The 25,129-nt window shown below is 34.5% G+C and carries 20 protein-coding genes, 3 tRNA genes and 1 pseudogene; 11 read left to right on the top strand and 13 right to left on the bottom strand.

What is annotated here, in order from left to right:
• Positions 1 to 21 precede the first annotated feature (21 nt).
• Together KGI96_RS08615 and dtd are read left to right on the top strand one after the other, a co-directional pair.
• Complete coding sequence (locus KGI96_RS08615) at positions 22 to 870, top strand: virulence factor BrkB family protein (protein ID WP_211597215.1); 849 nt, start codon at positions 22 to 24, stop codon at positions 868 to 870.
• On the top strand, positions 867 to 1,301 hold the full coding sequence (gene dtd, locus KGI96_RS08610; protein ID WP_211597216.1) for a D-aminoacyl-tRNA deacylase: 435 nt from the start codon (positions 867 to 869) through the stop codon (positions 1,299 to 1,301). The genes KGI96_RS08615 and dtd overlap by 4 nt, the downstream gene beginning before the upstream one ends.
• Before the next feature lie 58 nt (positions 1,302 to 1,359).
• Here dtd and recG read toward each other — a convergent pair whose 3' ends face one another.
• The 3 genes from recG to KGI96_RS08595 form a co-directional block, all read right to left on the bottom strand.
• Positions 1,360 to 3,453 (bottom strand): ATP-dependent DNA helicase RecG, encoded by a 2,094-nt coding sequence (gene recG / locus KGI96_RS08605; RefSeq protein WP_211597217.1) that lies wholly within the window; start codon positions 3,451 to 3,453, stop codon positions 1,360 to 1,362.
• A gap of 372 nt (positions 3,454 to 3,825) precedes the next feature.
• Entirely contained in the window at positions 3,826 to 6,222 is a 2,397-nt protein-coding gene (gene lon, locus KGI96_RS08600) for an endopeptidase La (protein WP_211597218.1), read from the bottom strand.
• Between the two features lie 86 nt (positions 6,223 to 6,308).
• Positions 6,309 to 6,605 carry a YbaN family protein gene (locus KGI96_RS08595; RefSeq protein ID WP_211597219.1) on the bottom strand — a complete coding sequence of 99 codons (297 nt, stop codon included), beginning with the start codon at positions 6,603 to 6,605 and terminating at the stop codon, positions 6,309 to 6,311.
• 249 nt (positions 6,606 to 6,854) lie between these two features.
• On the opposite strand from KGI96_RS08595, the gene KGI96_RS08590 reads away from it, so the two are divergent.
• Positions 6,855 to 6,930: transfer RNA gene (locus KGI96_RS08590), tRNA-Gly, on the top strand.
• 18 nt (positions 6,931 to 6,948) lie between these two features.
• A tRNA-Cys gene (locus tag KGI96_RS08585) sits at positions 6,949 to 7,022 on the top strand.
• Between the two features lie 290 nt (positions 7,023 to 7,312).
• Here KGI96_RS08585 and cas6f read toward each other — a convergent pair.
• The 4 genes and pseudogenes from cas6f to csy1 form a co-directional block, all read right to left on the bottom strand.
• Positions 7,313 to 7,972: a type I-F CRISPR-associated endoribonuclease Cas6/Csy4 gene (gene cas6f / locus KGI96_RS08580; RefSeq protein WP_211597220.1), complete on the bottom strand. Its 660-nt coding sequence runs from the start codon at positions 7,970 to 7,972 to the stop codon at positions 7,313 to 7,315.
• 3 nt (positions 7,973 to 7,975) lie between these two features.
• Positions 7,976 to 8,967 (bottom strand): annotated as a pseudogene (gene csy3, locus KGI96_RS08575) (type I-F CRISPR-associated protein Csy3).
• A 28-nt stretch (positions 8,968 to 8,995) separates the two neighbouring features.
• Positions 8,996 to 9,931 carry a type I-F CRISPR-associated protein Csy2 gene (csy2, locus tag KGI96_RS08570; RefSeq protein ID WP_211597222.1) on the bottom strand — a complete coding sequence of 312 codons (936 nt, stop codon included), beginning with the start codon at positions 9,929 to 9,931 and terminating at the stop codon, positions 8,996 to 8,998.
• On the bottom strand, positions 9,928 to 11,316 hold the full coding sequence (gene csy1, locus KGI96_RS08565) for a type I-F CRISPR-associated protein Csy1 (RefSeq protein WP_211597223.1): 1,389 nt from the start codon (positions 11,314 to 11,316) through the stop codon (positions 9,928 to 9,930). Before csy1 ends, csy2 begins: the two co-directional genes overlap by 4 nt.
• A 419-nt stretch (positions 11,317 to 11,735) precedes the next feature.
• Between csy1 and KGI96_RS08560 the strand changes: the two genes are divergently transcribed.
• Genes KGI96_RS08560 through KGI96_RS08545 form a run of 4 tightly spaced genes read left to right on the top strand, consistent with a single transcriptional unit; the run spans position 11,736 to position 15,424 of the window.
• Positions 11,736 to 12,524, top strand: a complete 789-nt coding sequence (locus KGI96_RS08560; protein WP_211597224.1) for a nucleotidyltransferase domain-containing protein — start codon at positions 11,736 to 11,738, stop codon at positions 12,522 to 12,524.
• Complete coding sequence (locus tag KGI96_RS08555) at positions 12,525 to 14,177, top strand: ThiF family adenylyltransferase (RefSeq protein WP_213156438.1); 1,653 nt, start codon at positions 12,525 to 12,527, stop codon at positions 14,175 to 14,177.
• A complete protein-coding gene (locus KGI96_RS08550) occupies positions 14,174 to 14,638 on the top strand; it encodes a M67 family metallopeptidase (protein ID WP_211597226.1) in 465 nt (154 codons plus the stop codon). Before KGI96_RS08555 ends, KGI96_RS08550 begins: the two co-directional genes overlap by 4 nt.
• Before the next feature lie 48 nt (positions 14,639 to 14,686).
• Entirely contained in the window at positions 14,687 to 15,424 is a 738-nt protein-coding gene (locus KGI96_RS08545) for a DUF6602 domain-containing protein (protein ID WP_229577154.1), read from the top strand.
• A 107-nt stretch (positions 15,425 to 15,531) separates the two neighbouring features.
• Here the strand turns inward: KGI96_RS08545 and cas3f are convergent, their stop codons facing one another.
• The 4 genes from cas3f to lpxM all read right to left on the bottom strand — a co-directional run bounded on the left by cas3f (position 15,532) and on the right by lpxM (position 21,019).
• Positions 15,532 to 17,199: a type I-F CRISPR-associated helicase Cas3f gene (gene cas3f / locus KGI96_RS08540; protein ID WP_213156435.1), complete on the bottom strand. Its 1,668-nt coding sequence runs from the start codon at positions 17,197 to 17,199 to the stop codon at positions 15,532 to 15,534.
• Positions 17,157 to 18,977, bottom strand: a complete 1,821-nt coding sequence (locus KGI96_RS08535) for an HD domain-containing protein (RefSeq protein WP_213156433.1) — start codon at positions 18,975 to 18,977, stop codon at positions 17,157 to 17,159. Before KGI96_RS08535 ends, cas3f begins: the two co-directional genes overlap by 43 nt.
• Positions 18,977 to 19,933 (bottom strand): type I-F CRISPR-associated endonuclease Cas1f, encoded by a 957-nt coding sequence (gene cas1f, locus KGI96_RS08530; RefSeq protein WP_211597229.1) that lies wholly within the window; start codon positions 19,931 to 19,933, stop codon positions 18,977 to 18,979. The genes KGI96_RS08535 and cas1f overlap by 1 nt, the downstream gene beginning before the upstream one ends.
• Before the next feature lie 147 nt (positions 19,934 to 20,080).
• Positions 20,081 to 21,019 carry a lauroyl-Kdo(2)-lipid IV(A) myristoyltransferase gene (lpxM, locus tag KGI96_RS08525; RefSeq protein ID WP_211597230.1) on the bottom strand — a complete coding sequence of 313 codons (939 nt, stop codon included), beginning with the start codon at positions 21,017 to 21,019 and terminating at the stop codon, positions 20,081 to 20,083.
• A 71-nt stretch (positions 21,020 to 21,090) separates the two neighbouring features.
• Here lpxM and KGI96_RS08520 point away from each other — a divergent pair.
• Positions 21,091 to 21,180 (top strand) — tRNA-Ser (locus KGI96_RS08520).
• A gap of 14 nt (positions 21,181 to 21,194) precedes the next feature.
• On the opposite strand, the gene KGI96_RS08515 is transcribed toward KGI96_RS08520, so the two are convergent.
• Positions 21,195 to 21,584: a copper resistance protein NlpE gene (locus KGI96_RS08515; RefSeq protein WP_229577152.1), complete on the bottom strand. Its 390-nt coding sequence runs from the start codon at positions 21,582 to 21,584 to the stop codon at positions 21,195 to 21,197.
• Positions 21,585 to 21,607: 23 nt separating this feature from the next.
• Positions 21,608 to 21,916 (bottom strand): DciA family protein, encoded by a 309-nt coding sequence (locus KGI96_RS08510; protein WP_211597231.1) that lies wholly within the window; start codon positions 21,914 to 21,916, stop codon positions 21,608 to 21,610.
• Positions 21,917 to 22,036: 120 nt separating this feature from the next.
• On the opposite strand from KGI96_RS08510, the gene secM reads away from it, so the two are divergent.
• Both secM and secA read left to right on the top strand, forming a co-directional pair.
• Complete coding sequence (secM, locus tag KGI96_RS08505; RefSeq protein ID WP_211597232.1) at positions 22,037 to 22,363, top strand: secA translation cis-regulator SecM; 327 nt, start codon at positions 22,037 to 22,039, stop codon at positions 22,361 to 22,363.
• A gap of 66 nt (positions 22,364 to 22,429) precedes the next feature.
• On the top strand, positions 22,430 to 25,108 hold the full coding sequence (secA, locus tag KGI96_RS08500; RefSeq protein WP_211597233.1) for a preprotein translocase subunit SecA: 2,679 nt from the start codon (positions 22,430 to 22,432) through the stop codon (positions 25,106 to 25,108).
• Positions 25,109 to 25,129: the final 21 nt, after the last annotated feature.

Here is a 25,129-nt window from a genome sequence, read left to right as displayed (position 1 = left end):
ATGTAAGTGATAGGAGAATTTATGCAACAATTTTTATTATTTATTAAAGTTTTTAAATTACGTTTTATTGAAAATAAACTCACGATGGCGGCTGGGCATTTAACCTATAATACAATGCTTGCGATTGTGCCATTAATTATGGTGATGTTTTCTATTTTTGCCGCATTTCCTATTTTTAATGAAGTGACGGGTGAATTAAAAGCCTTTATTTACAATAACTTTGCACCAAGTATAGGGGATGTAGTACAAACCCATCTTGATAATTTTGTCAATAATTCTCGTAAAATGAGTGCTGTAGGTACAATGGTATTAATTGCGATTGCACTGCTACTGATTTCAAATATTGATAATACCTTGAATGCAATGTGGCACAAAACTCAAAAACGTCGTTGGTTAATTTCTTTTGCTATTTACTGGATGATTTTGACACTAGGACCATTACTTGTTGGTGTAAGTATTTCGGTAAGTACTTACATACTTTCTTTAGAAATTTTAAATCCAGAAGGGATGCTTGCGGTAAGTACCCCATTCCTTTCTCTGATTCCATTTTTTATAACGTGGTTGCTGTTTACATTAGTTTATACCATTGTTCCTAATACTACCGTGTTGTTTAGGCACGCTGCTATCGGAGCATTACTCGCCGCTATTTTTTTCACTCTTGGTAAACAAGTCTTTATTTGGTACATCACCACCTTTCCATCCTATCAAGCTATTTATGGTGCTTTAGCTGTATTACCCATAATGATAGTATGGATTCATTTAAGTTGGTTGGTTGTGTTAATTGGTGCTCAAGTTTCAGCAGTATTTAAAGATATAATGCTGATTAACGTGGGCGTTTTAGAGATTGAAAACAATGAGGCGTTAAAATGATTGCATTAATTCAACGAGTAAAATGGGCAAAAGTCGAAATAAACGAGCAAACCGTAGGTCAAATTGAAAGTGGTTTATTAGTTTTATTAGGTGTCGAAAAAGAGGATGACCAAACGAAAGCAGATCGATTGTTGGATAAAGTATTAGGTTATCGTATCTTTGAAGATGAACAGGGAAAAATGAATTTAAACGTACAACAAGCAAATGGGCATTTACTTATCGTTTCACAATTTACGCTTGCGGCAGATACTCAAAAAGGATTACGACCAAGTTTTTCTAAAGGTGCAAATCCCGTTGATGCAGAAGCGTTGTATGACTACTTCTCACAACAAGCGAAAAGCAAAATAAACACTCAAACAGGAAAGTTTGGTGGAGATATGCAGGTCAGCCTCCAAAATGATGGTCCTGTCACTTTTTGGTTACAAGTTTAAGTTTAGAAGCGGTAGGATTATTTTCATTTTTTGCAAATTTTGAATAACATCATACCGCTTAAGCATTGCTATAAGCTGTACGATCATCAAGCCAGCGATTAATTAACTTTTGTGCTATATCAGGCTCGCTTAAAATAAGCTGTTTTGCATAGCGTTGTACCAACGGAATCATTTTACGGTCTCGCATTAAATTAGCAATTTTAAATTCTGCCATTCCTGTTTGTTTCGTACCCAATACTTCACCCGGTCCTCTGATTTCAAGATCTTTTTCAGCGATAAGAAATCCATCTTGGCTATCTCGTAGCACTTGCAAACGTTTTTTAGAAATTTTACCCAGTGGCGGTTTATACATTAACACACAGTGAGAAGCAGTTGCTCCTCGTCCGACACGTCCACGTAACTGATGAAGTTGAGCTAAGCCTAAACGTTCGGAGTTTTCAATAATCATTAGGCTTGCATTTGGTACATCCACGCCCACCTCAATAACGGTCGTTGCCACTAATAAATCTAAATTTGCCTGTTTAAATTCCATCATAATAGCTTGTTTTTCTTGGGGCTTCATTCGACCGTGAACCAAACCAATACGTAAATCAGGTAATGCACGGCGTAAATCATCAGCGATAGATTCCGCCGCCTGTGCTTCTAGCACTTCCGATTCATCAATCAAAGTACAGACCCAATAGGCTTGACGTTTTTCATTTTTACAGGCTTGATAAACTCGTTGTATAATCTCCGCACGGCGATCTTCTGAAATTGCTACTGTGGTAATCGGTGTTCGACCCGGTGGAAGCTCATCAATAATGGACGTATCCAAATCTGCATAAACCGTCATTGCTAAAGTACGAGGAATTGGTGTTGCCGTCATAATTAGCTGATGTGGATAAATATTTTCACCATTGACTGTTTTAATTCCTTTTTCTCGCAAAGTTAAACGTTGATGTACCCCAAAACGGTGCTGTTCATCAATAATAACAAGACTAAGATCAGCAAATTCCACTTCATCTTGAAACAGGGCGTGAGTACCCACAATCATTTGTACTTTGTTATTTTTAATCGCTTCCAGTTGTACTTTGCGAGCTTTTCCCTTCACTTTTCCAGCAAGCCAGCCCACTTCAACACCAAAAGGATTGAGCCAATTCGCAAAATTGATGGCGTGCTGTTCCGCTAAAATTTCAGTCGGTGCCATTAACGCAACTTGTTTGCCATTATCAATCGCCAATAATGCTGCCAATGCTGCGACTAAGGTTTTACCTGATCCCACATCGCCTTGTACTAATCGCATCATCGGTTGTGGTTTCGCCAAATCTTGCTCGATTTCTTGGGTAACTCGGCTCTGTGCATTGGTCGGCGAGAAAGGTAGGCTTGCTAAAAAACGCTGTTTGAGATCACTTTGATAATGTAAACTTTCCGCTAAATGTTGTTTTGCCCCCACTTTCAGCTGCTGCATTGCTAAGTTGTGTGCCAATAATTCCTCAAAAATTAAGCGTTTTTGAGCAGGGTGCTGTCCTTTTTCTAATTCATCAGCAGAAATCGTTGGTGGTGGACGGTGCAATAATTTTAAGGCTTCTTTCAAACTATATTGATGAGGATTAAATTGGTCAGGCAATAATTCAGACACCTTGACACGATCCAATAATGCTAATGCTTGATCCGTTAATTTTCGCAACGCATTTTGTTTTAATCCTTCGGTGGTGGAATAAACAGGGGTTAAACTTTCAGCGAGTGCAACAGGTTGATTATTATAAATAATTTGATATTCAGGATGATGAATTTCCGCCATAAAACGTCCACGTTTCACTTCCCCAAAGGCTTTTACTCTTGCCCCAACCGTAAAACTATTTTTCATTCCCATATTAAAATTAAAGAATTTTAAGGTAATTTTGCTGGTGCTATCGGAAATAACCACGTTCAACATTCTACGTCGCCCAAATTGAATTTCAGCCATTTGAACATAGCCCTCAACTGTTACATAACTTTCAGGACGAGCATCACAAATCGGCGTAATCCGAGTGCGATCTTCATAGCGAAACGGCAAATGAAATAACAAATCTTGCACATTGTTAATTCCAATTTTGCCTAACCGCTCTGCAATTTTTACGCCAACACCTGTCAATGCTATTAAGGGTACACCGTTTAATAATTCGTTATTCATTTTGTAAATTCTTATAAAAATCTTACCGCTTCAATTTATTGGATTTTAAGGAAAATAACTAAAATAGGAAAGCAATAATCTGAAAAAAGGGTTATCGTTCAACTATTATTAGTTTTTTATAGAAATAATGAAATGAAAAATGAGGAATTAAAGGAAGTGTTTCGGTTATGGGGTAAATCTGTCATTATATAAAAATATAGAAAGCGGACTAATAAAATGGCATAAATTTATGTGAATGACATTAGTCGTCAACAACAAGAACCACCGAGAGTAACTTACCGTAAGGCAAGAGCTAGTAGGAATCCCCACACTTTAGGGTGGGGAGGATGTCAATAAAATAATAGCATAAAGGACAAAAAGTTACTTAAAGTCTTATTGAACGGTTAAAGTATTTTTTGCCTTTAATTTAATGTGTGGGTTTGGAATAATTTCAATACCTTCTGGTGTTTTTTCCAAAGCAATACTTAAGACTTCATCAATAGTTTCAACTGGATGAATAGCTAAATCTTGTTTTGCTTTATCAGGGATATCTTCCAAATCTTTTTCATTTTCTTTTGGAATAATTACTGTTTTGATACCACCTCGATGTGCTGCAAGTAATTTTTCTTTTAAACCACCGATAGGCAATACTTTACCTCGTAAGTTAATTTCACCCGTCATCGCAACATCTGCTCGAACAGGGTTACCTGTTAAAGTAGAAATTAGAGCTGTACACATCGCTATTCCCGCACTTGGTCCATCTTTAGGCGTTGCACCATCTGGGACGTGTACGTGAATGTCACGTTTTTCATAAAAATCAGAAGCAATTCCTAATTTTTCAGCACGTGAACGAACAACGATCATTGCAGCTTGGATTGACTCTTTCATTACATCACCTAAAGAACCTGTAAATGAGAATTTACCTTTACCGATGACCGAAGCAGTTTCAATAGTGAGTAAGTCTCCACCAACTTCTGTCCACGCCAATCCAGTTACCTCACCAATGCGGTTTTGAGAATCCATTTTTCCATAATCAAAACGTTTCACACCTAAAAATGCATCAAGATTATCTACATTAACAGCGATTGATTTTAGTTTTTTATTTAGTATTAATTTTTTTACTGCTTTTCGACATATTTTTGCAATTTCACGTTCTAAGTTTCGTACACCAGCTTCACGAGTGTAGTAACGAATAATATCTAAAATAGCACTATCTTCAATATTTAATTCGTTGATTTCTAAGCCATTATTCTCTTTTTGTTTTTCAACTAAATGTTTTCTAGCAATGTTCATTTTTTCATCTTCGGTATAACCAGAAAGACGAATAACTTCCATTCTGTCTAATAAAGCAGGTGGAATATTCATTGAATTTGAGGTTGCTACAAACATTACATCAGAAAGATCATAATCTATTTCTAAATAGTGATCATTAAAGGCTTTATTTTGTTCTGGATCTAGTACTTCAAGTAATGCAGACGCTGGATCGCCTCGCATATCTTGAGCCATTTTATCAATTTCATCTAGTAGGAAAAGCGGGTTTTTCACACCAACTTTTGCCATTTTTTGAATTAATTGCCCCGGCATTGAGCCAATATAAGTACGGCGATGACCTCGAATTTCAGCTTCATCACGTACACCACCTAAAGCCATACGAACATATTTACGTCCCGTAGCATTAGCAACAGATTGTCCTAGTGAGGTTTTTCCTACCCCAGGAGGTCCTACCAAACATAAAATAGGTCCTTTTAATTTATTTAATCGAGTTTGTACTGCGAGATATTCTAAAATACGCTCTTTAACACGCTCTAAGCCGTGATGATCTTTATCTAATATCTCTTGTGCTTTTTGCAAATTTTTCTTTACAACTGACCGCTTATGCCAAGGCACTTGTAGTAACCAATCAATGTAGCCACGCACAACTGTTGCTTCTGAAGAGCCTTGAGGCATCAATTTTAATTTTTTTAGTTCATTTTCCGCTTTTTCTTTCGCTTCTTTTGGCATTTTTGCTTTTGTGATTTTTTCTTTAAGCTGATCTAATTCTGTTGCTTCTTGATCTTCACCATTACCTAGCTCTTTTTGGATTGCCTTAATTTGCTCATTCAAATAGTAATCACGCTGATTTTTTTCCATTTGTTGTTTAACACGATTACGGATACGGCTTTCTGTTTCTAAGGTATCCATTTCTGTGACCATTGTGATGAGTAAAGCCTCAAAGCGAGCAATAAGATTAATCTCTTGTAACAACTCTTGTTTACGATTAGCAGGGGCAATTAAATTTGCTGCGATAGTATCTGCTAAACGTTCTTCAAAAGTGATTTTTTTCAATTTTGGTAAAATATCAGGGGATATTTTCTTATTGTTTTTTATATAGTTCTCAAATTCCACTAATGTTGTTCTTGCAATAGCTTGCAATTCATTTTGTTTATCCTGAGTCTCTGAAATTAATGGTTCAACATTTGCTATCAGTCCATTTTTACTATCACTTGCATAGTTTATTTTAGCGCGTTGTTGTCCTTCAACGAGCACTTTTACTGTGCCATCAGGTAAGTTAAGCATTTGAATAATATTTGCGATTACACCGACATCATAAAGTTCGTTTATCTCAGGATCTTCACTGCTAGGATCTTTTTGAGTGACTAAAAACAATTGCTTGTTATTTTCCATTGCGGCTTGCAAACTTTGAACGGATTTTTCTCGCCCAACAAAAAGGGGCATTACCATAAATGGAAATACTACAACATCTCTTAATGGAAGCATTGGTAAATTAACGATATTTTTCTTTTTTGCCATAAATTAAACTCTTTCTATTTAGGAATTAAACTATTATGGGGGTAGATTTTAATAACTCAAGTAAAAAATGAGTTATGGATACATTTCTACACATATTTATAGATTAAAACGGTAAAGCTGACCGTGATCATAACGGACATTAATACTTTAGCGTAAGTAGGAATACGCCGTGTTTCATTCCAATCCCTTAATGGTTTACCTAAAATAGGATGATTAAGTAACCATAAATGAAAACGTGATGAACTATGAGAAAAGCAGATTAGTGCAACAAGTAAAAAAGGGGTCGTTGGCATTAAAGGAACGATTATTCCAATAATACCCAAAGCAACAAAGAGCCATCCTAAAGTAAAGAAGAGTATTGTTTTGATATTGTATTTAACCATAAATTATTATTTTTTAAGTTTACCTCGAATTTTTATGCATTATATCATTTACTTCCTTATAAAAGGAAATGATTATAAATTACTATAAACAATAGTTTCATTTTTTAGGAAAATGATTTAAGTTGATGATAAAAAGGATTTTTTTTAATCACCTAATTTAAATTAGTAAAAATTTAGTTTGACACTAATTTAAATATCCGTAGAATACTCTCCAGTTTCTATTATGTAATTCAATTACATATATTTGAAGCGGGAATAGCTCAGTTGGTAGAGCACGACCTTGCCAAGGTCGGGGTCGCGAGTTCGAGTCTCGTTTCCCGCTCCATTCTATACTCAATATAATGGTACGCTAGCAAAGCGGTTATGCACTGGATTGCAAATCCATGTAGCTCGGTTCGACTCCGGGGCGTACCTCCATTTTTTACTTTAATCAAAAAACTCCAATATTTTCCAAGTAGCCTATAAAAATTTGCAGAAAAAGGGATTTCTAAGCTGTGTATGCCACAGGTAACTGGTGAGTTCCTGCAACCCAAATTCAGCAAATTTTCTAAGCTGTGTATGCCACAGGTAACTAGACGTTTTAAATCCAAAATCCTTATTTATCAACATATCATAGAGAAATCATCAAAAATACCTTCCAAAGAACCAAACACCCTAACTATCTGATAATTAAGGTGTTTTCATTTGGACTAAAAATAAAGGGTATTTTACCAATTTGGGACAGTTGTTGTGCTACTTAATCCATAAGTATTAAATTGTCCAGATTGATACGTATCTACGTCTATTTGCTCAATTTGTAAAGAAAATTCATTTTGATTACTTTCACTCTTTAATTTAATGTAAGGACGTAACTCAAGAGGTGGATTGTAATAAAGAATTAATGCCTTTTCTCGGCTTAAATTTTCTTGTTGCATAATTTGTGCAATTCGCTCAGTCTTAACCTCATCAAAAGTTTTGTTATGGCGTTTTGCATAACGACGAACTTGACGATCTCGATTTTTTTCTTGTCGAAAACGTTTGACACAAATATAACTTACCTGTTCGGGTACGGCTTTAATACTAGAACAATGAACATAATCAGCAAGACGTTCTAGCCATTTTTTGAGATCTAACTGTTCAAGCTCTTGCTCTGTTTGAGCAAAAATACGTAGTTTTGATCCTAAAATAGCGACTGTTTTCCTTTCTTTTTCAAAACATCGATACTCAGGAAAACTCACACCAATATCTGATGTTTCTGCACTCTCACCATTTACTTTTTTAGCTTGTTCAACCAATGCTAAATGGAGTTGAGTGAAAGCTTTTGACCAAATAAAATAAAGAGAAATATCTGCATTTTTGATCAGGGTAACTTCTTGGTAGTAATTCATTTGTTACTCCTTACCACTTGCTCCAAATACACCACCACGAATAAGTACACCGATAATATAATGTTGTTGTTCAACAGCAGGTTCTTTTCCTTTTAACACCCAATCATCAAAGAGTGTATAAAAATCCATTTTTTGTTTTGGTTGGCGGAAAGCCTTTCCCATTGTTGTTACGGCACCATAAGGTTCAATGGCAATTGGAAACTCTGCTTCAGGATACCAATCATCAATCGTACGAATAGCATTACTCACTTTTTGTGAGTGCATACCTGCTTTACCGTTGATTTCGTATAATACTTTACTCTTAGTTTTACCCGTATCTAGCACCAACTCTTGTGATGGGTATACTTCCTGTCCATATCCCATTTTTGCCGTTGCTGTTACATATAAAATAATAAAGCTTTCTCCAGTCAGTCCCTGTTCAATAAGTTTTGCCAGTTTGGTGATATCTTCGTTTTGTATATCAAAGTTTTGTAGTGTAATTTGTTTTGCATCAAATACAAACTTTTCTTGATTGCAAGTCACTTTTACTTTAATTTTCTCTGCACCAACACGATTACGCCATAACCAACGAGCATTGGCAATATTAATAGCATAACGTCGTGCAAGTTCAGCAACCCCTTGTGTACTTAAATAATCTGCAACAGTTTTTTCTAGAGCTTTTTGATAATCTTGATCATTACACACATTTGGTTTTCCTGTAAAAGGCAATACCTTACAACTCCAGCTAACTAATAAAGTATCGCAATTTTCATCTAAAGCAGCTACATCTACTCGTTGTAAATTAGCTTTCTCAATTTCTGCATCAAGTTTCGCAGGATCATTAACAATTGCATTTTTCAATCGATTACTAATCGTTCCTCTAACAGATTTTTCCCTAATACTAACAGCGATAGGGTTGCTATTTTTGTTGTACTATTAATTTGTGCAAAAAATGCATCAGAAATATCAAGATTACGTTCAAAAGCTAATACGCTTGCGGTTGTTAATTTGCTCATTATGTACTCCTATTGGATAAAAATTTAGTTAAATATTTTGTGTAACAAGATAAAGTGCGTTTTTTTCATCATAGCTATAATGCCAAAAAGCATTTTTAATATTATCAGTTAATCGCTGAGGGTAGATCCATTTACCTAAACCATATACTGCCTCAACATATTGGCTCGGATATTCAGGATTTCTAATATTTTGCATAAGCCCTGCATCATATTTGGGAGAAATACCTTGATAACCAATCGGCATAGGAACAAGCCAACCTCGCCCTGTTTTTTTAGAGGTAGTTTTCCAAACAATTTCTGTTTGTTCTTTTTTATTTGGCACTTCTTCTGGAATATGATGTAAAGTACAAACATCAATAAGGGCATCTAAAGCGGTCACATTCGGGTCCACTTTTTGCAATTCTGTAATAATTTCCTCAAAATCTTTTTGTGCATCCATTAAAACAAAAGCTGGCATTAACATTGGAACCACGTGATGTAAACCATTATCTACAAAATCAACCTTTGCCAATCTTTGAGTGCTACCTCCTGCAATACGTTGCTGTAAAATCCACTGTGAGCTTTGCTCAATAAGGTGTTTTTGTTCTTCTATAGAAAGATCTTCTGTGCCTAACACTTCGACAACAAAGCTCATTGTTAGATGACATTTTCCCTCTTCAATAATAGACGCAGTTTTGCCATCTTTTTTAATTGGATTACGACTTTGATTAAAGGTGTAGTTACTATATTTACTGGCTCTGTAGATTTGAGGCTGACAGTCATAACAAGCAAGTAACACACCACCCAAACTGTACGCTTGCCACTCCTCCATAGCCATCATTTTACGAGACATTGAATGGAATGCACCTAAAAAGCCAGTAATAGCAGGAAAGCCATAAGTAATGGGGCTAGATATACTATTTGCATTGCAAATTTGGACTTTATGAAAAACTAAGTAGCCAGCAACCTGTTTATTGATATTCATAGAAACACTCCTTTACCAGCTCGTTCATATTGTTTTTTCATATCCATTATTTCACGTCGCCACTCATTATATTCAGGCTTACCCGTATCGTGTTTGAGATGAGGAAATTTATTCTGAATAAGCTTATTTAACCAATTTGCAAATTGTCGATAAATATCTAAGTGCCACTCTAGCTCTTCTCTATCCTCGGCAAACTCTTCTTCACCCTCTAAATTAGCACGTAAAGGATCTAGCCATAATTTTTGGTTGTAATCGAGTTGATAATCTTTTGACCAACCAGCAGGGTAGGTATTTTTTATATAGGTAGAAATAGAGAATAAAATATGCAAAATCTCATCAATAGCGAATTTTCTTGCCTCTCGTATATCAACAGTATTTTTATCACTTTTAATAACCTGAAAAAACTGCTCTATTGGTTTGTAACATTGATAAGCTAAATTTTTATTAAAAATGGTTCTAGCAGATTTGGATACATTAAAACGATACCGTTGTGAAAATGTTGGTGGTATAGATGGGAGTAGATAATTTCTACCTCCTTGCTTACTCATTAACAAACTCACATTTTGAGGCTTTGTTCCACCTAATTGAACACTCGCTAAATCTGATAAAGTAACATAAGGCTTTTGCTCCATTGTTTTTTTGAAGCGATTATCTTGTGCTTCTTTATTTTCCTCAGAATATTTTAAAGTATTGATACGTTGATATAACTCATGGGTTAAAACTGATGGATAAAGAGGTACTATATTGTGATAATCAAGATCTTCAACGCTCCTTGCTACATTAGAATTAGTTGTCCACAGTATCTGTTTGTTTCGTTCGTGGGTGATAGGTGAAGTCACGGTATTTTGTAAAGCCTCTTTAAATGCTTGATGATAACTTTTTGCTATTGTTTGATCACTAGATAATGAAGCAATAAGATCCGCATTATCTTCTAAAATAAGATCTCGAATTTTCACCTGTTTATTTGCAAACTCACCAACAACAAAATCAAAAAAAGCCGCTAATGGCAAAGCTGCTGCATTCCCATTTGCATCAATATAATCACTTTTTATACTGTGAGAACCGACTATTTCAATAGGTAAATGGTGATTGGACTGAAAACTAATATTATCGCCTTTGGCATCAGGATGAACACCTTTAGAAATATGAGTACCAAAATACAATTGCTTTGCCATTTTATTGGCAGCGTTTTCTAGCCATATAGCAGAACTGTATTTCTCTCGCTCTTTGGAAAGCTTTTCTTGTAAGGTTGCAATTTGATCACTACTACCACTTTCTTTCGCTTTCTCTAATTGCCTTTGCTCTTTTTCGGTTTTTTTATTGAATTGGCTGTCGAGGAAAGCCTGCACAGCTTTTGCAACGAGTTCTTTGGGGATATCTGTCATTTTGATGCTCCTAAATTTACTTTAAATATATCATTAAAACATAGAAAATTATTGCATTCAACCATTATTTAAATTAAAATAATAAAAATACTGAATAAGTAGCTTATAATATTATATAAATGAAAATATTTTACCGCCGAATAGGTGGCTTACAGAAGAAGGGAGAAAAATATTTGTTTTACCAGACAAGCAAGAAGCGAATTCAAGAGTAATTATGGATTGATAAATATGGAGGTTGATTTTTTTATATTTGACCTTATATAGCTAATATTATTAATAACTCTAGAGACAGTAAACCATGACAATATCAAATAATGAATATCTACAAGAGGTTTTGGAAACCTATCGCATGAAGCATATTGAGAAAAAGGTAGATGCACACAGGAAAAAGCGTGATGAAATCAAAGAATTTTTAGAAAATGAATATAGGGACTCAACTTTATACCCCTTTTAACTCGGGTTCATTCAAAAAGCATACAGCTATAAATTCAAAATTTGATTTAGATTTAGTCGTACCTTTTAAAAAAAATAGTTTTTCTACAATTGAAAAAATGTTTGATGATGTAGAAGAAAAGTTACGTAAAAAATATGAAAGCTCTACAGTAACTGTACGCAGGCAAAAAGTATCATTAGGTATTATTTTTAATAGCGAAGAAATTAATATCGATGTTGTGCCAGCTAGAGAAGCAACTAAAGATGGTTTCTTAGATGATAGAAATTTAAATTTACATATTGACCTTGAAGATAAAACCTACCTTAAAACCAATATCCACAACCAAGTTGAACATATTAAAGGGAAAGATAAAGCACGTAGTGTTATTCGGTTGTTAAAAATATGGAAGAAAATACATCAAAAGAACTATAAGTCTTTTTTTATTGAATTATTTGTAATAAAGGCTTTTGATGACAGAAGTCCAACAGGCACTTTGATTGAACAATTAAAAACTGTATTGGAATATATTAAAGATAAAGCAACACAGGAGGGTTTCCAACTCATTGATCCAGGAAATAGTAATAATAATCTAATGGATACGGTTGGCACTCAAAAGGTAGATTTAGAATACGATATGACCATTCTGTTATCTAATATAGAAAAAACTACTTATTTAGAATATTATTTTCCTAAAAACGAAGAATTTAATAAGAGTTATGGTGTATCAAAAGATGTTCCTCTTATTTCTGTCCCCAAAACTGAGAGGTTTGGTTGAATGGAAAATAAAAAAAGTATAATTCATGACGTCATTTCAGAGCTTGATTACCTTTCCCTAGGCTCTGAAATGATAACAAATGAAGAGGGGTTACAATTTAATGTAATTTATGACTTAAAATGTGTTGACTTCGTCACTTTTGCAGTGACTATCTTACCTTCCTATCCGTACAAACTATCAGAAACAGAGAGTATTCGATTTAAAAATAAAGAGCTAATAGAATACAATCATGTAATGAGTGATGGTTCTATATGCTTTCATAATATTCACCGTAATAATTTTCAAGATAAATTGCGCCAAGATTTCGAATCAGTTAAAAACTGGATTCAAAAATACATAATTGATGAAGAACAAGATGAGCACTACGAATTTCCCATTAAACACGAAGCCTGTATAGATAATGAATATTATTCATTTCTATTTACGGATATTGATAAGCAATTTGAAAAAGGTGATTTTGGAGAAGTAAATTTGTCATATATGACTACTTCAAGATATCATTCTAAGAATAATCGCAATTATATTGTTAAGTCATTTATCCATAATTTAGCAGCTCATGACTGCGGATGGAGTAAAGTATATTTTTCCATAGAAACAATTCTCACAGGGTTATTTTATTTTACAGGTGTACCCCCAGTAAAAAATAAAAGATTTTTGATTCATAACTGGAAAGAATTAAGCAGAGTAATTGATCAAAAATTTATTGATGAAATATGGAAGTTTTGTTTCCAAGCGAGAGGCTTTGATACAAAAAAACACAAAAGGCTACCGATTTTTTTAGGATACAAAACACCAGATAATACAATTCACTGGGAAGTTACCTTAATTGATATTGATAATTTTTTTGAAAATAAAAAGTCTATTGAGGAAACAGGAAATTTTTCTATTAAAGAATTTAAAGTTGACTGGGCAATAACACAAAACTGTTCATACCAATATTTTTTTGGTAGAGGTGCTTTCTCTCCAAAGTTAACAGATAAAAAAATTCTTATTATTGGTGTCGGTGCAATAGGTAGTCAAGTTTCTCGTACTCTGACTAAATCAGGCTGTAGAAACTTGACATTAACAGACTATGACCAAAAGAATCCTGAGAATGTCTGTCGTTCTGAATTTGATTTTTTTACAGGTTTGAGTGATAAAGTATCAGAATTGGCATCCATACTAATGAATATATCCCCTTTTGTTGATTTGCATTCAATTCCTAATTTTATAACAGAATATGGATTGAAGCTATCAACATATGCAGAACATAGAGAAAAAATTAAAGAAGCTCTTAATTCTTTTGATTATATATTCGATTGTTCAACAGATGACGACCTAATGTTTTTGTTAGACTCCCTAGAAATAAAGACACAAATTTTCAATTTGTCAATTAGTAATCATGCTAAAGAATTAGTTTGTGGTTTATCGCCTAATGTTTATCGTGCTTTTCAACATCAATTTAAGCATAATATAAAAAATGATACTGAAGACTTATACAATCCTACAGGCTGTTGGAGTCCGACTTTTAAGGCTTCGTATAATGACATTGCAACACTTGTTCAATTTGCTTTACTGCACATAAATAATCAGCTTGTGAGAGAATTACCATTACATAATTTTGTGGTTAAATACGATAATGAACAAATAAACTTAGGAATTAACAGATTTTGATTATTGGAAAGACATATAAGAATATCAAACTATTTTTTGATAACAGGTTGATTCAGCAACTGACTAACGAAGGTGATAAATATTATCCCAAAGAATATGGAGGTCTATTGGTTGGTCACTATTCGGAAGATAACAAAAAATTATTTGTTACTGGCAGTATTCTTCCATCTAAATTTTCACATTCTCAGGTTTATTTTGAGCGTAACGTATATGGGCTAGAAGAAATACTTAAGCAAATTTATCATGAAACAGGAAATTATTATGTTGGAGAATGGCACACACATCCAAATGCATCAGCACAATATAGTGTAACTGATTTGCAAGCAATGAAATCTATTGCAAATACTAACTCAGTATCAATTACCAACCCGATATTACTTATACTTAGCATTAGCAATAAAGAACTATTAGATTATCAATTTTATTTTTTAGACGAGGACAAACTAGAAACCTATGAGTAACAGAAAAAAATATCACTTACAGAACTATTCCGAGGTATGCAGGCACAGATGAAGGCTGAATTAAATACCAATAGGGATTTTATTACCCACCCAGGGTCAAAAGGCGATGCTTTAGAAAATGCTTGGATTGAGTGGTTGAGAAATTACTTACCTAATCGTTACAGCATTGACAAAGCAATCGTAATTGATTCTTTAGGTTTAACAAGTCATCAAATTGATATTGTAATATATGATAACTGGTTTACGCCCTTTATTTTCAACCAAAATGGTTTTAAATACATTCCTGCGGAAGGGGTTTATGCTGTTTTTGAAGTAAAACCCGACATTGAAGGGAACATTGACTATGCAGGAGAAAAAATAGAAAGCGTCAGACAACTTACTCGAACCACTACAGCGATGATTAATTCAGGTAACAGATCTCCGGCTAGACCGCTGACCAAAATTTTAGGTGGTATTTTAGCTTCTACAAATAGTTACACCCACAGTAATAATGATACGATTAGTAAACATTTAAGTGAACAAGTAGGATTGAGAAGTATAGATATAGGTTGTATAGCTGATTATGGTGCTTTTAAAGTAAGTTATGATAGTGAAGAGGATACACAAGAAAATGATTTTCAAAAACGAATACATGATTATTACTCAAAGAGGGTATACCAAGGTGTTGAATTTAGCCAACAAGATAATGCTTTAATCTATTTCTTCATGAGTTTAACTCATTATCTACAACAGAAAATAGGCACTATAGCTGCAATTAATTTTGATGCTTATTTGTCAAAAGTATAAGAAGCTTCAGTATATTGATAATACTCTATATCGCTGACAGTATTAAGATCCAAACTGTAATTCTGTTGGGAATATTCTTGTAATATGAAAAATTCATATTTTTCATATTAATACCCAACAACCCCCAAAAACTCACTAAACCGCCACTCTTTTCTATCATCTAATGAAACACTAGAAAAACGAGTAGCTAAATAACGTAAACTCTTATCAGGATAAGAGTTTTGTATCTCTTCTAGTGCTTTAACTAATCCTGTTGCTAACCAAGGGCTGATTTGAGGGTGAGAGAAATCTGCCTCTAATGGCGATATTATGTTATCTTGCAATGTTGCGTTAGATAAACCATTTTTATACACAGATTCTGCAAAATAAACCTCATATCCCTCTTCACTTTCATTATTTGGAATAATTAAAAAATCCTCTTCAAATTTACCTGCTCTAAACGGGCTAATTAGCTGTAAATGTATATGTGCTCGATTGGCTGTTGTCTGTTTGTTCCAATAGGCATTAACATAATTTAGTGAATTATTATTAAGTAAGTTTTGCATAACTTGATGCTCTAAATCACTTAAGGTTTTAATATCATCATTAGTCGATTTAATAATACGAGGTTTTGCATCAATTTGTGCTAATTGTTCTGTTGTTAATAATTCCTGTAAATTATAGCTTGTAGGTTTAAACTGTTTTGTTTCAAATCCAGGATAAGTGAAAATAGTCGAGTTCGGATTTTTAAAATAACGAATATTATATTGTAAAATCAACATATTTGTTTTTTCAGCCACTTTATCAGGACGATGTCGCCAAATACGTCCTGCAAGTTGGATAATCGAACGCATAGAAGAGGGTTCGACAATTGCCCAATCATAATCGTGATCACGTCCTACTTCAGCAACAGGGGTCGCTAAAATAATAAAAATATGGTGTTTTGCTTGACTTTGTTTTAGTGCATTTCTGATTTCTAAATGTTCAAATAGAGCTGATGGATTTTCTTTATCACGATGTAAAATACGATCTAATTTCGTTTCTAATGCGTTGCGTAATACCAATAGTTGTTTTGAGTGGTAACAACTCAAATGGATATGCACATCCTCAGGTACTTCTGCTTTTGCAAATAATTGTATTGCAATGGGAATAATATTATTAATATTGGCAATTCTAACCAAACCAATACTTACTTTTTTGTCTGTTTGAGGATCAACTTGATGATAATTATTATGTAAATGGATCGCACCATTTAGTATTTGCTGTCCTAAGTTCGCATAAAAACGAGCAGGTCTTTCTTGATTATAGCTTAAATCTAACGGCAAAATATCAGCTTTACGCCTAACCTTTTGTTTTGAGAGAAAATCTTTACGTTTTTCAATAAATTGCTGGTTTTCTTTTGTAAAAACATTGATATTAGAACACTGTACTGTTTTCATTGTGTTTTTTTGCTCATCAAACCAAGCACAAACAATATTGGGCTTACCCTTATTTTGACTGTGATTAAATAACTCTCGTCCTGCTTGATAGGCTTGAAATAATCCCATTAATAGATCAGGCGTTAATGTTGCAGAAGATAATAAAACTCGTGAGCCAAATAGCCCAGCCAAATGAACTAAACGAGACAGAGCAGGCAAATCATTTTGGTCAAAATCATCAGGTTCATCTAAAATCAAATCACTACTAAGTAGCCTTAACATTGGTGCTATATAGCGACCACCACGCTTGCATTCACTCGCTTGAATAATATGATCTACCGTACAAGTGACGACTGGTGAAAACAACAAGTCTCGCACTTTTTATTTTCGATAACTGTACCTAAATTCAGTTCAGCATAGTCTTGGTAATCAATTTGACTATCGACCCATTCACTAAGTAAATCCTCACTTGATTCACTCCCTAACAATCCATCTTTTTCATCTTCTTTTTTGTCTTGAGAATTATTTTGTTGATTTAATTCAAATAGATCTTTACTCGCTTGTCCTCCTACTAAAATAGCTAATTTTTCTGCGGATAAATCTAGATCCTTACGAAAACTTTGTCCTGTTTGTAAGGTTAAAACACGCAATCCTAAAGCTATGGTAAAACGAGCACCTTTTTTAGGATCCGCTAAGCCGTACATAATGCGAGCATTAGCAATAGTTTTGCCACAGCCTGTCGATGCCATATTCACACCAAAGAAGCCGCGTTCTTCACTCTCTTTTTGAACACGTTGAGCGAGCTGATAAGCCTTATTTTGCCACTTAAATCTTGAGATATCAGTGAATTTTGATAAAGATTGTTGCTCTTTTAATGTTGGTAAAGCGGTTGCAATAATGGGTAATTTTCTTGCAAATCCTGCCGTTAATGCCGCAACTCCAATCAGATGCTCATCAAGAGTTTGATTAGGCTTTGAAATTGGTTCATCTTCTACCCATATTCTTTGGGTATTTGCGACTAACATCTTAAAGTTTTCATCGCCACTAAAACGACGATCTTTATCTTTTTCACCTAGACTAGAGTAATTATGATCCGCCACCATTAAACATAAGCGTGATAAATATAATAAAAAAGTATCATCAATCGCTTTTTTATTATCAATAGCCTGTTGGCTTAATTGCATTAAAGTAAGGGCTTTTAACGCCTTATTAGACCAACGTTTAATGGCTTTTTGCCAAACAGGGCTACACATTACTTGTTCTTTAAATTTCCAAAAAGAATTTTGCTGTTTGATGGATATCTTTTTAGGTTCTTCTTTTTTAGTTTTGTCTTTTCTCGGTTTTTCTTCTTCAGTTTTCACCCACCCTTCAAAAGCACTTAAATATTTTTGATAATATCTTTCCAAACTCACGGTGAGGTTGATTTTCTTGTCTTCACTTCTGAATTCTTCTCTATCTTTCGATGATAAGTGAATTTTCTTATTATAAGGTGGAAATCTATGATGAGAAATAATCAACCAAGCCACCCATTGTGCAAGAGGGGGAATTTGTCCTAATTGAGTGGTATCTCTATGACACTGTTGTAACCTTTTATTAAGAGTACTTTTATTTTTAGATAACCACTTATCTATCTCAGTAAAACGGGATAACCACTGTTCATCTGTTTCACAACCCTCTACCATTACTTCAAATAATTTTAGTGAAATCCACTCGTGCCGATAAGGATCACTTTGTAGGCTTCCCTTTTCTAATTTATCTTGAAAGCCAAGCGTTGTTTTTCCAATATCGTGCAATAACGCAGCAATAGTCGCAATAATTTGAATACTACTTGCATATTTCCAATCGTTTTCCCACTCATTGTGTAAAATATTTCTTTTGGTTCTGTTCACCGCCACAATCCCCAAATGATTAAACTTTCTCTTATTTCCCACAATCCAAATTAATTCAGTACGTTGGCGAGTTCGCACTCGGTGGCAACTCACCGCTGTTGATTTACTGGCTGTTTGACGTAGTAATTGCTTGACGGCGAGTAGTCCCTCTTCTGTAATCGCCGTTTGCCAAACATTATCGCCAATACGATTAGCGAACGCATCTAAAATACGGCGAGTGCGAGAGAGGGCTTTCTTTTCACATTGAGAAATAAAAGTGACTAGCATTATTCCTCCCAATCCGTTTTTAATGCTAATATTTTTATAGTATTAAACATCACATCAAGGGCTTTGTGTTGTGTAAAAGTATTTAAACACTCCTGACGAAAATCTTGCTCTGTGGCATTTTCACTGGCACAGATAAAGGCTTTTGGAAGAATTAATGCGTCTTTTACTATATCCGCAATATCAAATACCAAAGCCCCTCGTCTTGTTTTGCCGTGCATTACTGCAAAACCGTGAGGAATACCAAGCACCCAAGCAGTGGTTGCCCCTAATCCATAGGCAAGATAATTACCGTGATTTAAAAATATATTGGTTTTATCCAAGCCATCGTGATCACGACTAAACCCGTTATAATGGGTATTTTTACTCGCTAGTTTATACAGTTCTTTTGTTAAACGAGCTTCAAGCTGTAATAAATTCATTATGCTTGTTTGTTGGGGGATTTTTTCTTTATAGGTGGAAATAAGGTTTTTAATATGATCGTTATTACTGTCAAATCCATATAGACGTAAATCTTTATCTTTTGACCAAGTCGCATCGAGGAAATCAAGACGAGCAATTTGCAAATTTTTGGCAACATCTAACCGCTTGTTATCATCAAACCACCAAGATAACCAACCTTGAACATACTCCGTTGGGCGATATTCACTTTGAGGCGTTAGCCATTCAATTTCACTTGCCATCAATAACGGCGTTCCGCCACCACCTGAGAAACCAACTAAAACACCTGCTTGGGCTAACATTCGCATTGCAGCTTGTGTAATCGAAGTCCCTGTTCCTAACAGTAAGCAAGTTGTATTAGCGATAGGAATATTGTAATAAAGGTTTTCTTTATCGCTTTCTGTAAGATAAAGAATTCGTCCATCTTTTTGCATTACTCGGCAGTATTCCAAGTAATAAATATTGGCTCGTTTTGAATGAAGAATAGCTTTAAGGGCAGAGGATTGAATAGGTTGCATATAAACTCCTGCGAGAAAAAGTAATCATTATCATCATATAATAAATGATAAAAAATAATTTGCCTAAAAACACTAAATTTGTTTTAAGTCATATTATTTTTTATACAAGCGGTCACTTTCTTATAAGAATTTGCATTTTATTATTTTTTAACAATAAATATCTTTTCCATCACGGCGAGTCTTAAGTAATTTTAAGATCCATACATATTGTTCAGGATTTTTAGTCACAAAATATTCAATCACTTTATTCATTTCACGAGCGGCTTGTTCTGGTTCTCCTGAGAATGTCATTGGTGATAATATTTCAACTTGGTAGTATCCCTCTTCTGCATTATAAATAGGAAACAAAGGAATAACTTCAGCATTGGTCAGCTTTGCCATTTTTGTTAAGCCGGGTAGAGTGGCTTTTTCTGTGGCAAAGAAATCAACATAGACACTGCCTTTTTCACCAAAATCTTCATCAGGTAAAAAATAACCCAGTTTGCCTTTTTTGACATCGTTTAAAAAAGGTTTTATTCCATTTTGGCGGGTGTGCATTTTGCCACCAAAACGCTCTCTAGTTATATTCCATAACCAATCTACCAATGGATTACGATGTGGGTTATACATTGAGGTCATTGGCATTTTCATCGTGGTAAGAACCGTACCAGAAACATCAATTGACCAAGTATGAGGTACAAGTAAAATGACATTTTTTCCTTGAGATCGTACCGCTTCGATATGCTCTATACCATTAAATTGTGTTCGAGATTGTAGATGTTTAGGGGAGCGAATTGCCATTTCACCTGTGGCAAGCATTGTTTGAGCCACACAGATAAACATATTTTCAATGACTACTCTTTGTTTTTCTAATGACCAATCTGGAAAGCAATAACGTAAATTGATTTCTGCTTTATGTCGTTGTTTTTGTGCTTTTTTACACGCTACTTTCCCAACGAAAGACGCAAATTTATCTCTTAAACGAAAAGGAATAAAGGCGAGAAGGATTAATCCAAACACACCTATCCACACTCCCCAATATTTAGGGTGAAGAAAAGTCCAAGAAAATTGATGGTGATAACCTTTACGAGCTGTTAAACGTGTCATAAATTTCTATTCATTGTAATAAAAAACTTGCTAAAGTCACTGAAACTCTATAAAATTTTGCCACTCAGACTGGTGAGATGTCCGAGTGGTTGAAGGAGCACGCCTGGAAAGCGTGTATGTGCGAAAGTGCATCGAGGGTTCGAATCCCTCTCTCACCGCCATTCTATTTAAATGCTTATTTTATTTTTTGCTTCGTGGCTACACGTAGTAATTTGTAGTTTAAATTACTTGTTGTTGCAACATTTCCGTCTTTATCACACATTTCTACGTAATTGGTATTTGCTTTAAATTTAAGATTACCTGCATTATCATCTAATACAAGAATATCACTCTTTTCTTTATCCCAAGAAAATTTACCTTGCTCAATATAATCATAAGTTTTTTTATTTTTAAAGTAGGTTGTTTCATACACGTAAGAATGATCTTTATTCAATACCAATTTTGCATCAATTTTGTCACAGTCAGCACAAGGTAAAATACCAGAATAAGTTCCTGTTACATTATTGGTCATTGAACAAGCACTAAGTAATACAACACTACCAAGAATTGTCAGTTTTTTCATCATAATTGATCCTTTTGTTTATAAAATTAGGAATTTTTTAAATTTGGGTTTATGCGAAATGATAAATCCGTTACATTAGGAAAGTCAATTTTTATTAAGTTCAATAATTCTTTTTGTTGCAATTGCAATCCGCTTTTTATAGTAGCACTTTGAACTTCAAATACAAGTTGATTATCCTCTAAATTTGCAATGCGATAAAACTCTCTATAACTTTGGGGTAAACGTTGTTGAATTTTATAATTTAGATTATTTAATAGATTTGCTCGCTCAACAATATAGCTAAGTTTTGTTTGTTTTAATAATTCACTAATATTTTTAGTTGTTGAATTTTTCATCTAATATTATATCCTCTGCTTGAATTTTCCAACTTTGTCCTAATATTTTTCCATATTGAAGTAAATTACCGTATAATAGTACTTTATCATAAAAGAGACATAGTTATAACTAAATTCATAATGGGACTTTTTAAACATATTTATAAATCTACTCGCTTATCACATTTACTTTTGGGAATTGTGGCGATTTGTGTATTGCCCTCTATTCAAACAGTTTCGAGTGATAATCAAACTAAGTCCATTAGTATCCAACAAGTTATACCATTTTATCAATTTGCCTCAAATAAGCGGTCAGTTTTAACTAAAAATTTACAACATTTTAGTCAATCAAGAAATAAATTTATTCAACGTTTACAAGCGGTCACTTTAATTGCATTTTTTGCAAAAAAATATCAATTTATTGAGATTGAAGCAAATCCTATTCGTGCGGGTCCAATATTCCTTTAAAAAACAATAAACTATTTTTATTTTGCGTTATATAAAACGCTATTTTTTATTTTAGAGGAAAACATAATGATTACAAAATTAGCCACTGCCATTTTTGGAAGTAGTAATGATCGTATTTTACGCCGTTTAAGAAAACGAGTGTACCAAATCAATAAATTGGAAGCAGAATTTGAACAATTAACGGATGAGCAACTTCAAGCAAAAACGGCTGAATTTAAGCAACGTCTTACTGACGGTGCAACTTTAGATAGTCTATTACACGAAGCCTTTGCAACTGTTCGTGAAGCAAGTAAGCGTACGCTGGGGTTACGTCCTTTTGATGTGCAGCTTATCGGTGGAATGGTGTTAACGGAACGCAATATCGCAGAAATGCGAACAGGGGAAGGGAAAACCTTAACCGCAACCTTACCTTGTTACTTAAATGCCTTAACGGGCAAAGGTGTTCACGTGGTCACAGTGAATGACTATTTAGCACGTCGTGATGCGGAAACCAACCGTCCATTATTTGAATTTTTAGGAATGAGCGTGGCAGTTAATGTTCCGGGTTTATCGCCAGCGGAAAAGCAAGCGGCTTATGATGCGGATATTACTTACGCAACAAACAGCGAATTAGGTTTTGACTATCTACGTGATAATTTAGCGAATGCAAAAGAAGATCGTTTTCAGAAAAATCTCTATTACGCGTTAGTGGATGAAGTGGATTCTATCTTAATTGATGAAGCCCGTACTCCATTGATTATTTCAGGGCAAGCGGACGATGCGACACACATTTATCAAGCGGTGGATCAAATCGTGCCACACTTAATCTTCCAAGAAAAAGAAGATACCGAAGAATATATTGGCGAAGGCGATTTCACCTTAGATCTTAAAAATAAACAGGCGCATTTAACGGAACGTGGTCAGGTTAAAGTGGAAGAATTACTGACCAAAATGGGCTTAATGCACGAGAATGAAACACTTTATTCGCCTGCTCGTATCGGTTTATTACACCATACTTATGCAGCATTGCGTGCTCATAAATTGTTTGAAAAGAATGTTGATTACATTATCAAAGATGGCGAAGTAGTGATTATTGATGAACACACAGGGCGTACAATGGCAGGACGTCGTTGGTCTGATGGTTTACATCAAGCAATCGAAGCCAAAGAGAAAGTCGAAATTCAGGCAGAAAATCAAACCGTGGCATCAATTACTTACCAAAATTATTTCCGTTTATATGAAAAATTAGCAGGAATGACAGGAACGGCAGATACTGAAGCTTTTGAATTTCAACATATTTATGGTTTAAATACCGTTGTTGTTCCAACAAACCAACCAATGATCCGTGATGATCGTACTGATTTAATGTTTAAAACAGAAACCGAAAAATTTGGAGCCGTTATTGAAGACATTAAAGATTGTATCGCACGTAATCAACCTGTCTTAGTAGGGACTGTGTCTATTGAAAAATCAGAAGAACTGTCCAACGCATTAACAAAATCAGGCATTGAACATAAGGTCTTAAATGCAAAATTCCACGAACAAGAAGCTCATATTATTGAAAATGCGGGTTATCCAGGTTCTGTGACCATTGCAACTAATATGGCTGGTCGAGGAACCGATATTGTTTTAGGGGGAAATTGGAAAGCTGAAATTGAGAAACTTGAAAATCCAACTCAAGAACAAATTGACGAAATCAAAGCTGAATGGCAAAAACAACACGATATCGTCATTGCGGCAGGTGGTTTGCATATTATTGGTACAGAACGTCACGAATCTCGTCGTATTGATAACCAGTTACGTGGTCGTTCAGGTCGTCAGGGTGATCCTGGTTCATCACGTTTTTACCTTTCATTAGATGATGCCTTAATGCGTATTTATCTAAATGAAGGAAAACTAAATATGATGCGTAAAGCGTTCAGTGAAGAAGGTGAAGCGATGGAGTCTAAACTTCTTACTAAAGTAATTGCGTCAGCACAAGCAAAAGTAGAAGCACATAACTTTGATGGACGTAAATATTTATTACAATATGATGATGTCGCAAACGATCAGCGTAAAATCATTTACGAACAACGTAATGAATTGTTAGAAGCGAATGATATTTCCGATATGATTGAAAATATCCGTGAAGATGTGTTTAATAATGTGATCAGTCAATATATTCCACCACAATCTATTGAAGAAATGTGGGATATTCCAGCATTAGAAACACGCTTATTACAGGATTTTTCATTAGATTTACCTATTGCACAATGGCTTGAAGAAGACAATCAATTACACGAAGAAACCTTACGTGAACGTATTGTTACAACAGCAAAAGAAATTTACCAACAAAAAGAACACCTTGTTGGCGAAGAATCAATGCGTCATTTTGAGCAAGGTGTTATGTTGCAAAATCTTGATGAACTTTGGAAAGAGCATTTATCTGCAATGGATTACCTGCGTAAAAGTATCCACTTACGTGGCTACGCACAAAAAGATCCAAAACAAGAGTACAAAAAAGAATCTTTTGAAATGTTTACCACGATGTTAGAAACTTTGAAATTTAACACCATCAGCATTTTAAGTCGTATTCAAGTACGTAGCCAAGAAGAAGTGGAAGAAGCGGAACGTCAGCGTCGAGCTATTGCAGAAAAAGAAACCGCTGGTTATCATACTAGCGATGAAGAAGAACAGGATTTCTCAAAACAAAAAATTTCACGTAATGCACAATGTCCTTGTGGATCTGGTAAGAAGTATAAACATTGTCACGGTAGTGTTGTTTAATAAAGTAAGCGGTAAGATTTT

The sequence above is a fragment of the Phocoenobacter atlanticus subsp. cyclopteri genome, assembly GCF_018343795.1.
In the GTDB taxonomy this organism is placed as follows: domain Bacteria; phylum Pseudomonadota; class Gammaproteobacteria; order Enterobacterales; family Pasteurellaceae; genus Phocoenobacter; species Phocoenobacter atlanticus.
This window is presented reverse-complemented; position numbering and strand designations above follow the sequence as displayed.

Bases quoted from the DNA above. Each gene is read 5' to 3' on its own strand.
- KGI96_RS08535 (WP_213156433.1), bottom strand. From the start codon at position 18,977: ATGCTAGTCACTTTTATTTCTCAATGTGAAAAGAAAGCCCTCTCTCGC.
- csy2 (WP_211597222.1), bottom strand. From the start codon at position 9,931: ATGAATATCAATAAACAGGTTGCTGGCTACTTAGTTTTTCATAAAGTC.
- cas6f (WP_211597220.1), bottom strand. From the start codon at position 7,972: ATGAATTACTACCAAGAAGTTACCCTGATCAAAAATGCAGATATTTCT.
- KGI96_RS08510 (WP_211597231.1), bottom strand. From the start codon at position 21,916: ATGAAAAATTCAACAACTAAAAATATTAGTGAATTATTAAAACAAACA.
- csy1 (WP_211597223.1), bottom strand. From the start codon at position 11,316: ATGACAGATATCCCCAAAGAACTCGTTGCAAAAGCTGTGCAGGCTTTC.
- KGI96_RS08515 (WP_229577152.1), bottom strand. From the start codon at position 21,584: ATGATGAAAAAACTGACAATTCTTGGTAGTGTTGTATTACTTAGTGCT.
- lpxM (WP_211597230.1), bottom strand. From the start codon at position 21,019: ATGACACGTTTAACAGCTCGTAAAGGTTATCACCATCAATTTTCTTGG.
- KGI96_RS08595 (WP_211597219.1), bottom strand. From the start codon at position 6,605: ATGGTTAAATACAATATCAAAACAATACTCTTCTTTACTTTAGGATGG.
- secA (WP_211597233.1), top strand. From the start codon at position 22,430: ATGATTACAAAATTAGCCACTGCCATTTTTGGAAGTAGTAATGATCGT.
- KGI96_RS08560 (WP_211597224.1), top strand. From the start codon at position 11,736: ATGAATATAGGGACTCAACTTTATACCCCTTTTAACTCGGGTTCATTC.
- KGI96_RS08555 (WP_213156438.1), top strand. From the start codon at position 12,525: ATGGAAAATAAAAAAAGTATAATTCATGACGTCATTTCAGAGCTTGAT.
- dtd (WP_211597216.1), top strand. From the start codon at position 867: ATGATTGCATTAATTCAACGAGTAAAATGGGCAAAAGTCGAAATAAAC.
- secM (WP_211597232.1), top strand. From the start codon at position 22,037: ATGGGACTTTTTAAACATATTTATAAATCTACTCGCTTATCACATTTA.
- recG (WP_211597217.1), bottom strand. From the start codon at position 3,453: ATGAATAACGAATTATTAAACGGTGTACCCTTAATAGCATTGACAGGT.
- lon (WP_211597218.1), bottom strand. From the start codon at position 6,222: ATGGCAAAAAAGAAAAATATCGTTAATTTACCAATGCTTCCATTAAGA.
- KGI96_RS08615 (WP_211597215.1), top strand. From the start codon at position 22: ATGCAACAATTTTTATTATTTATTAAAGTTTTTAAATTACGTTTTATT.
- KGI96_RS08545 (WP_229577154.1), top strand. From the start codon at position 14,687: ATGAAGGCTGAATTAAATACCAATAGGGATTTTATTACCCACCCAGGG.
- cas1f (WP_211597229.1), bottom strand. From the start codon at position 19,933: ATGCAACCTATTCAATCCTCTGCCCTTAAAGCTATTCTTCATTCAAAA.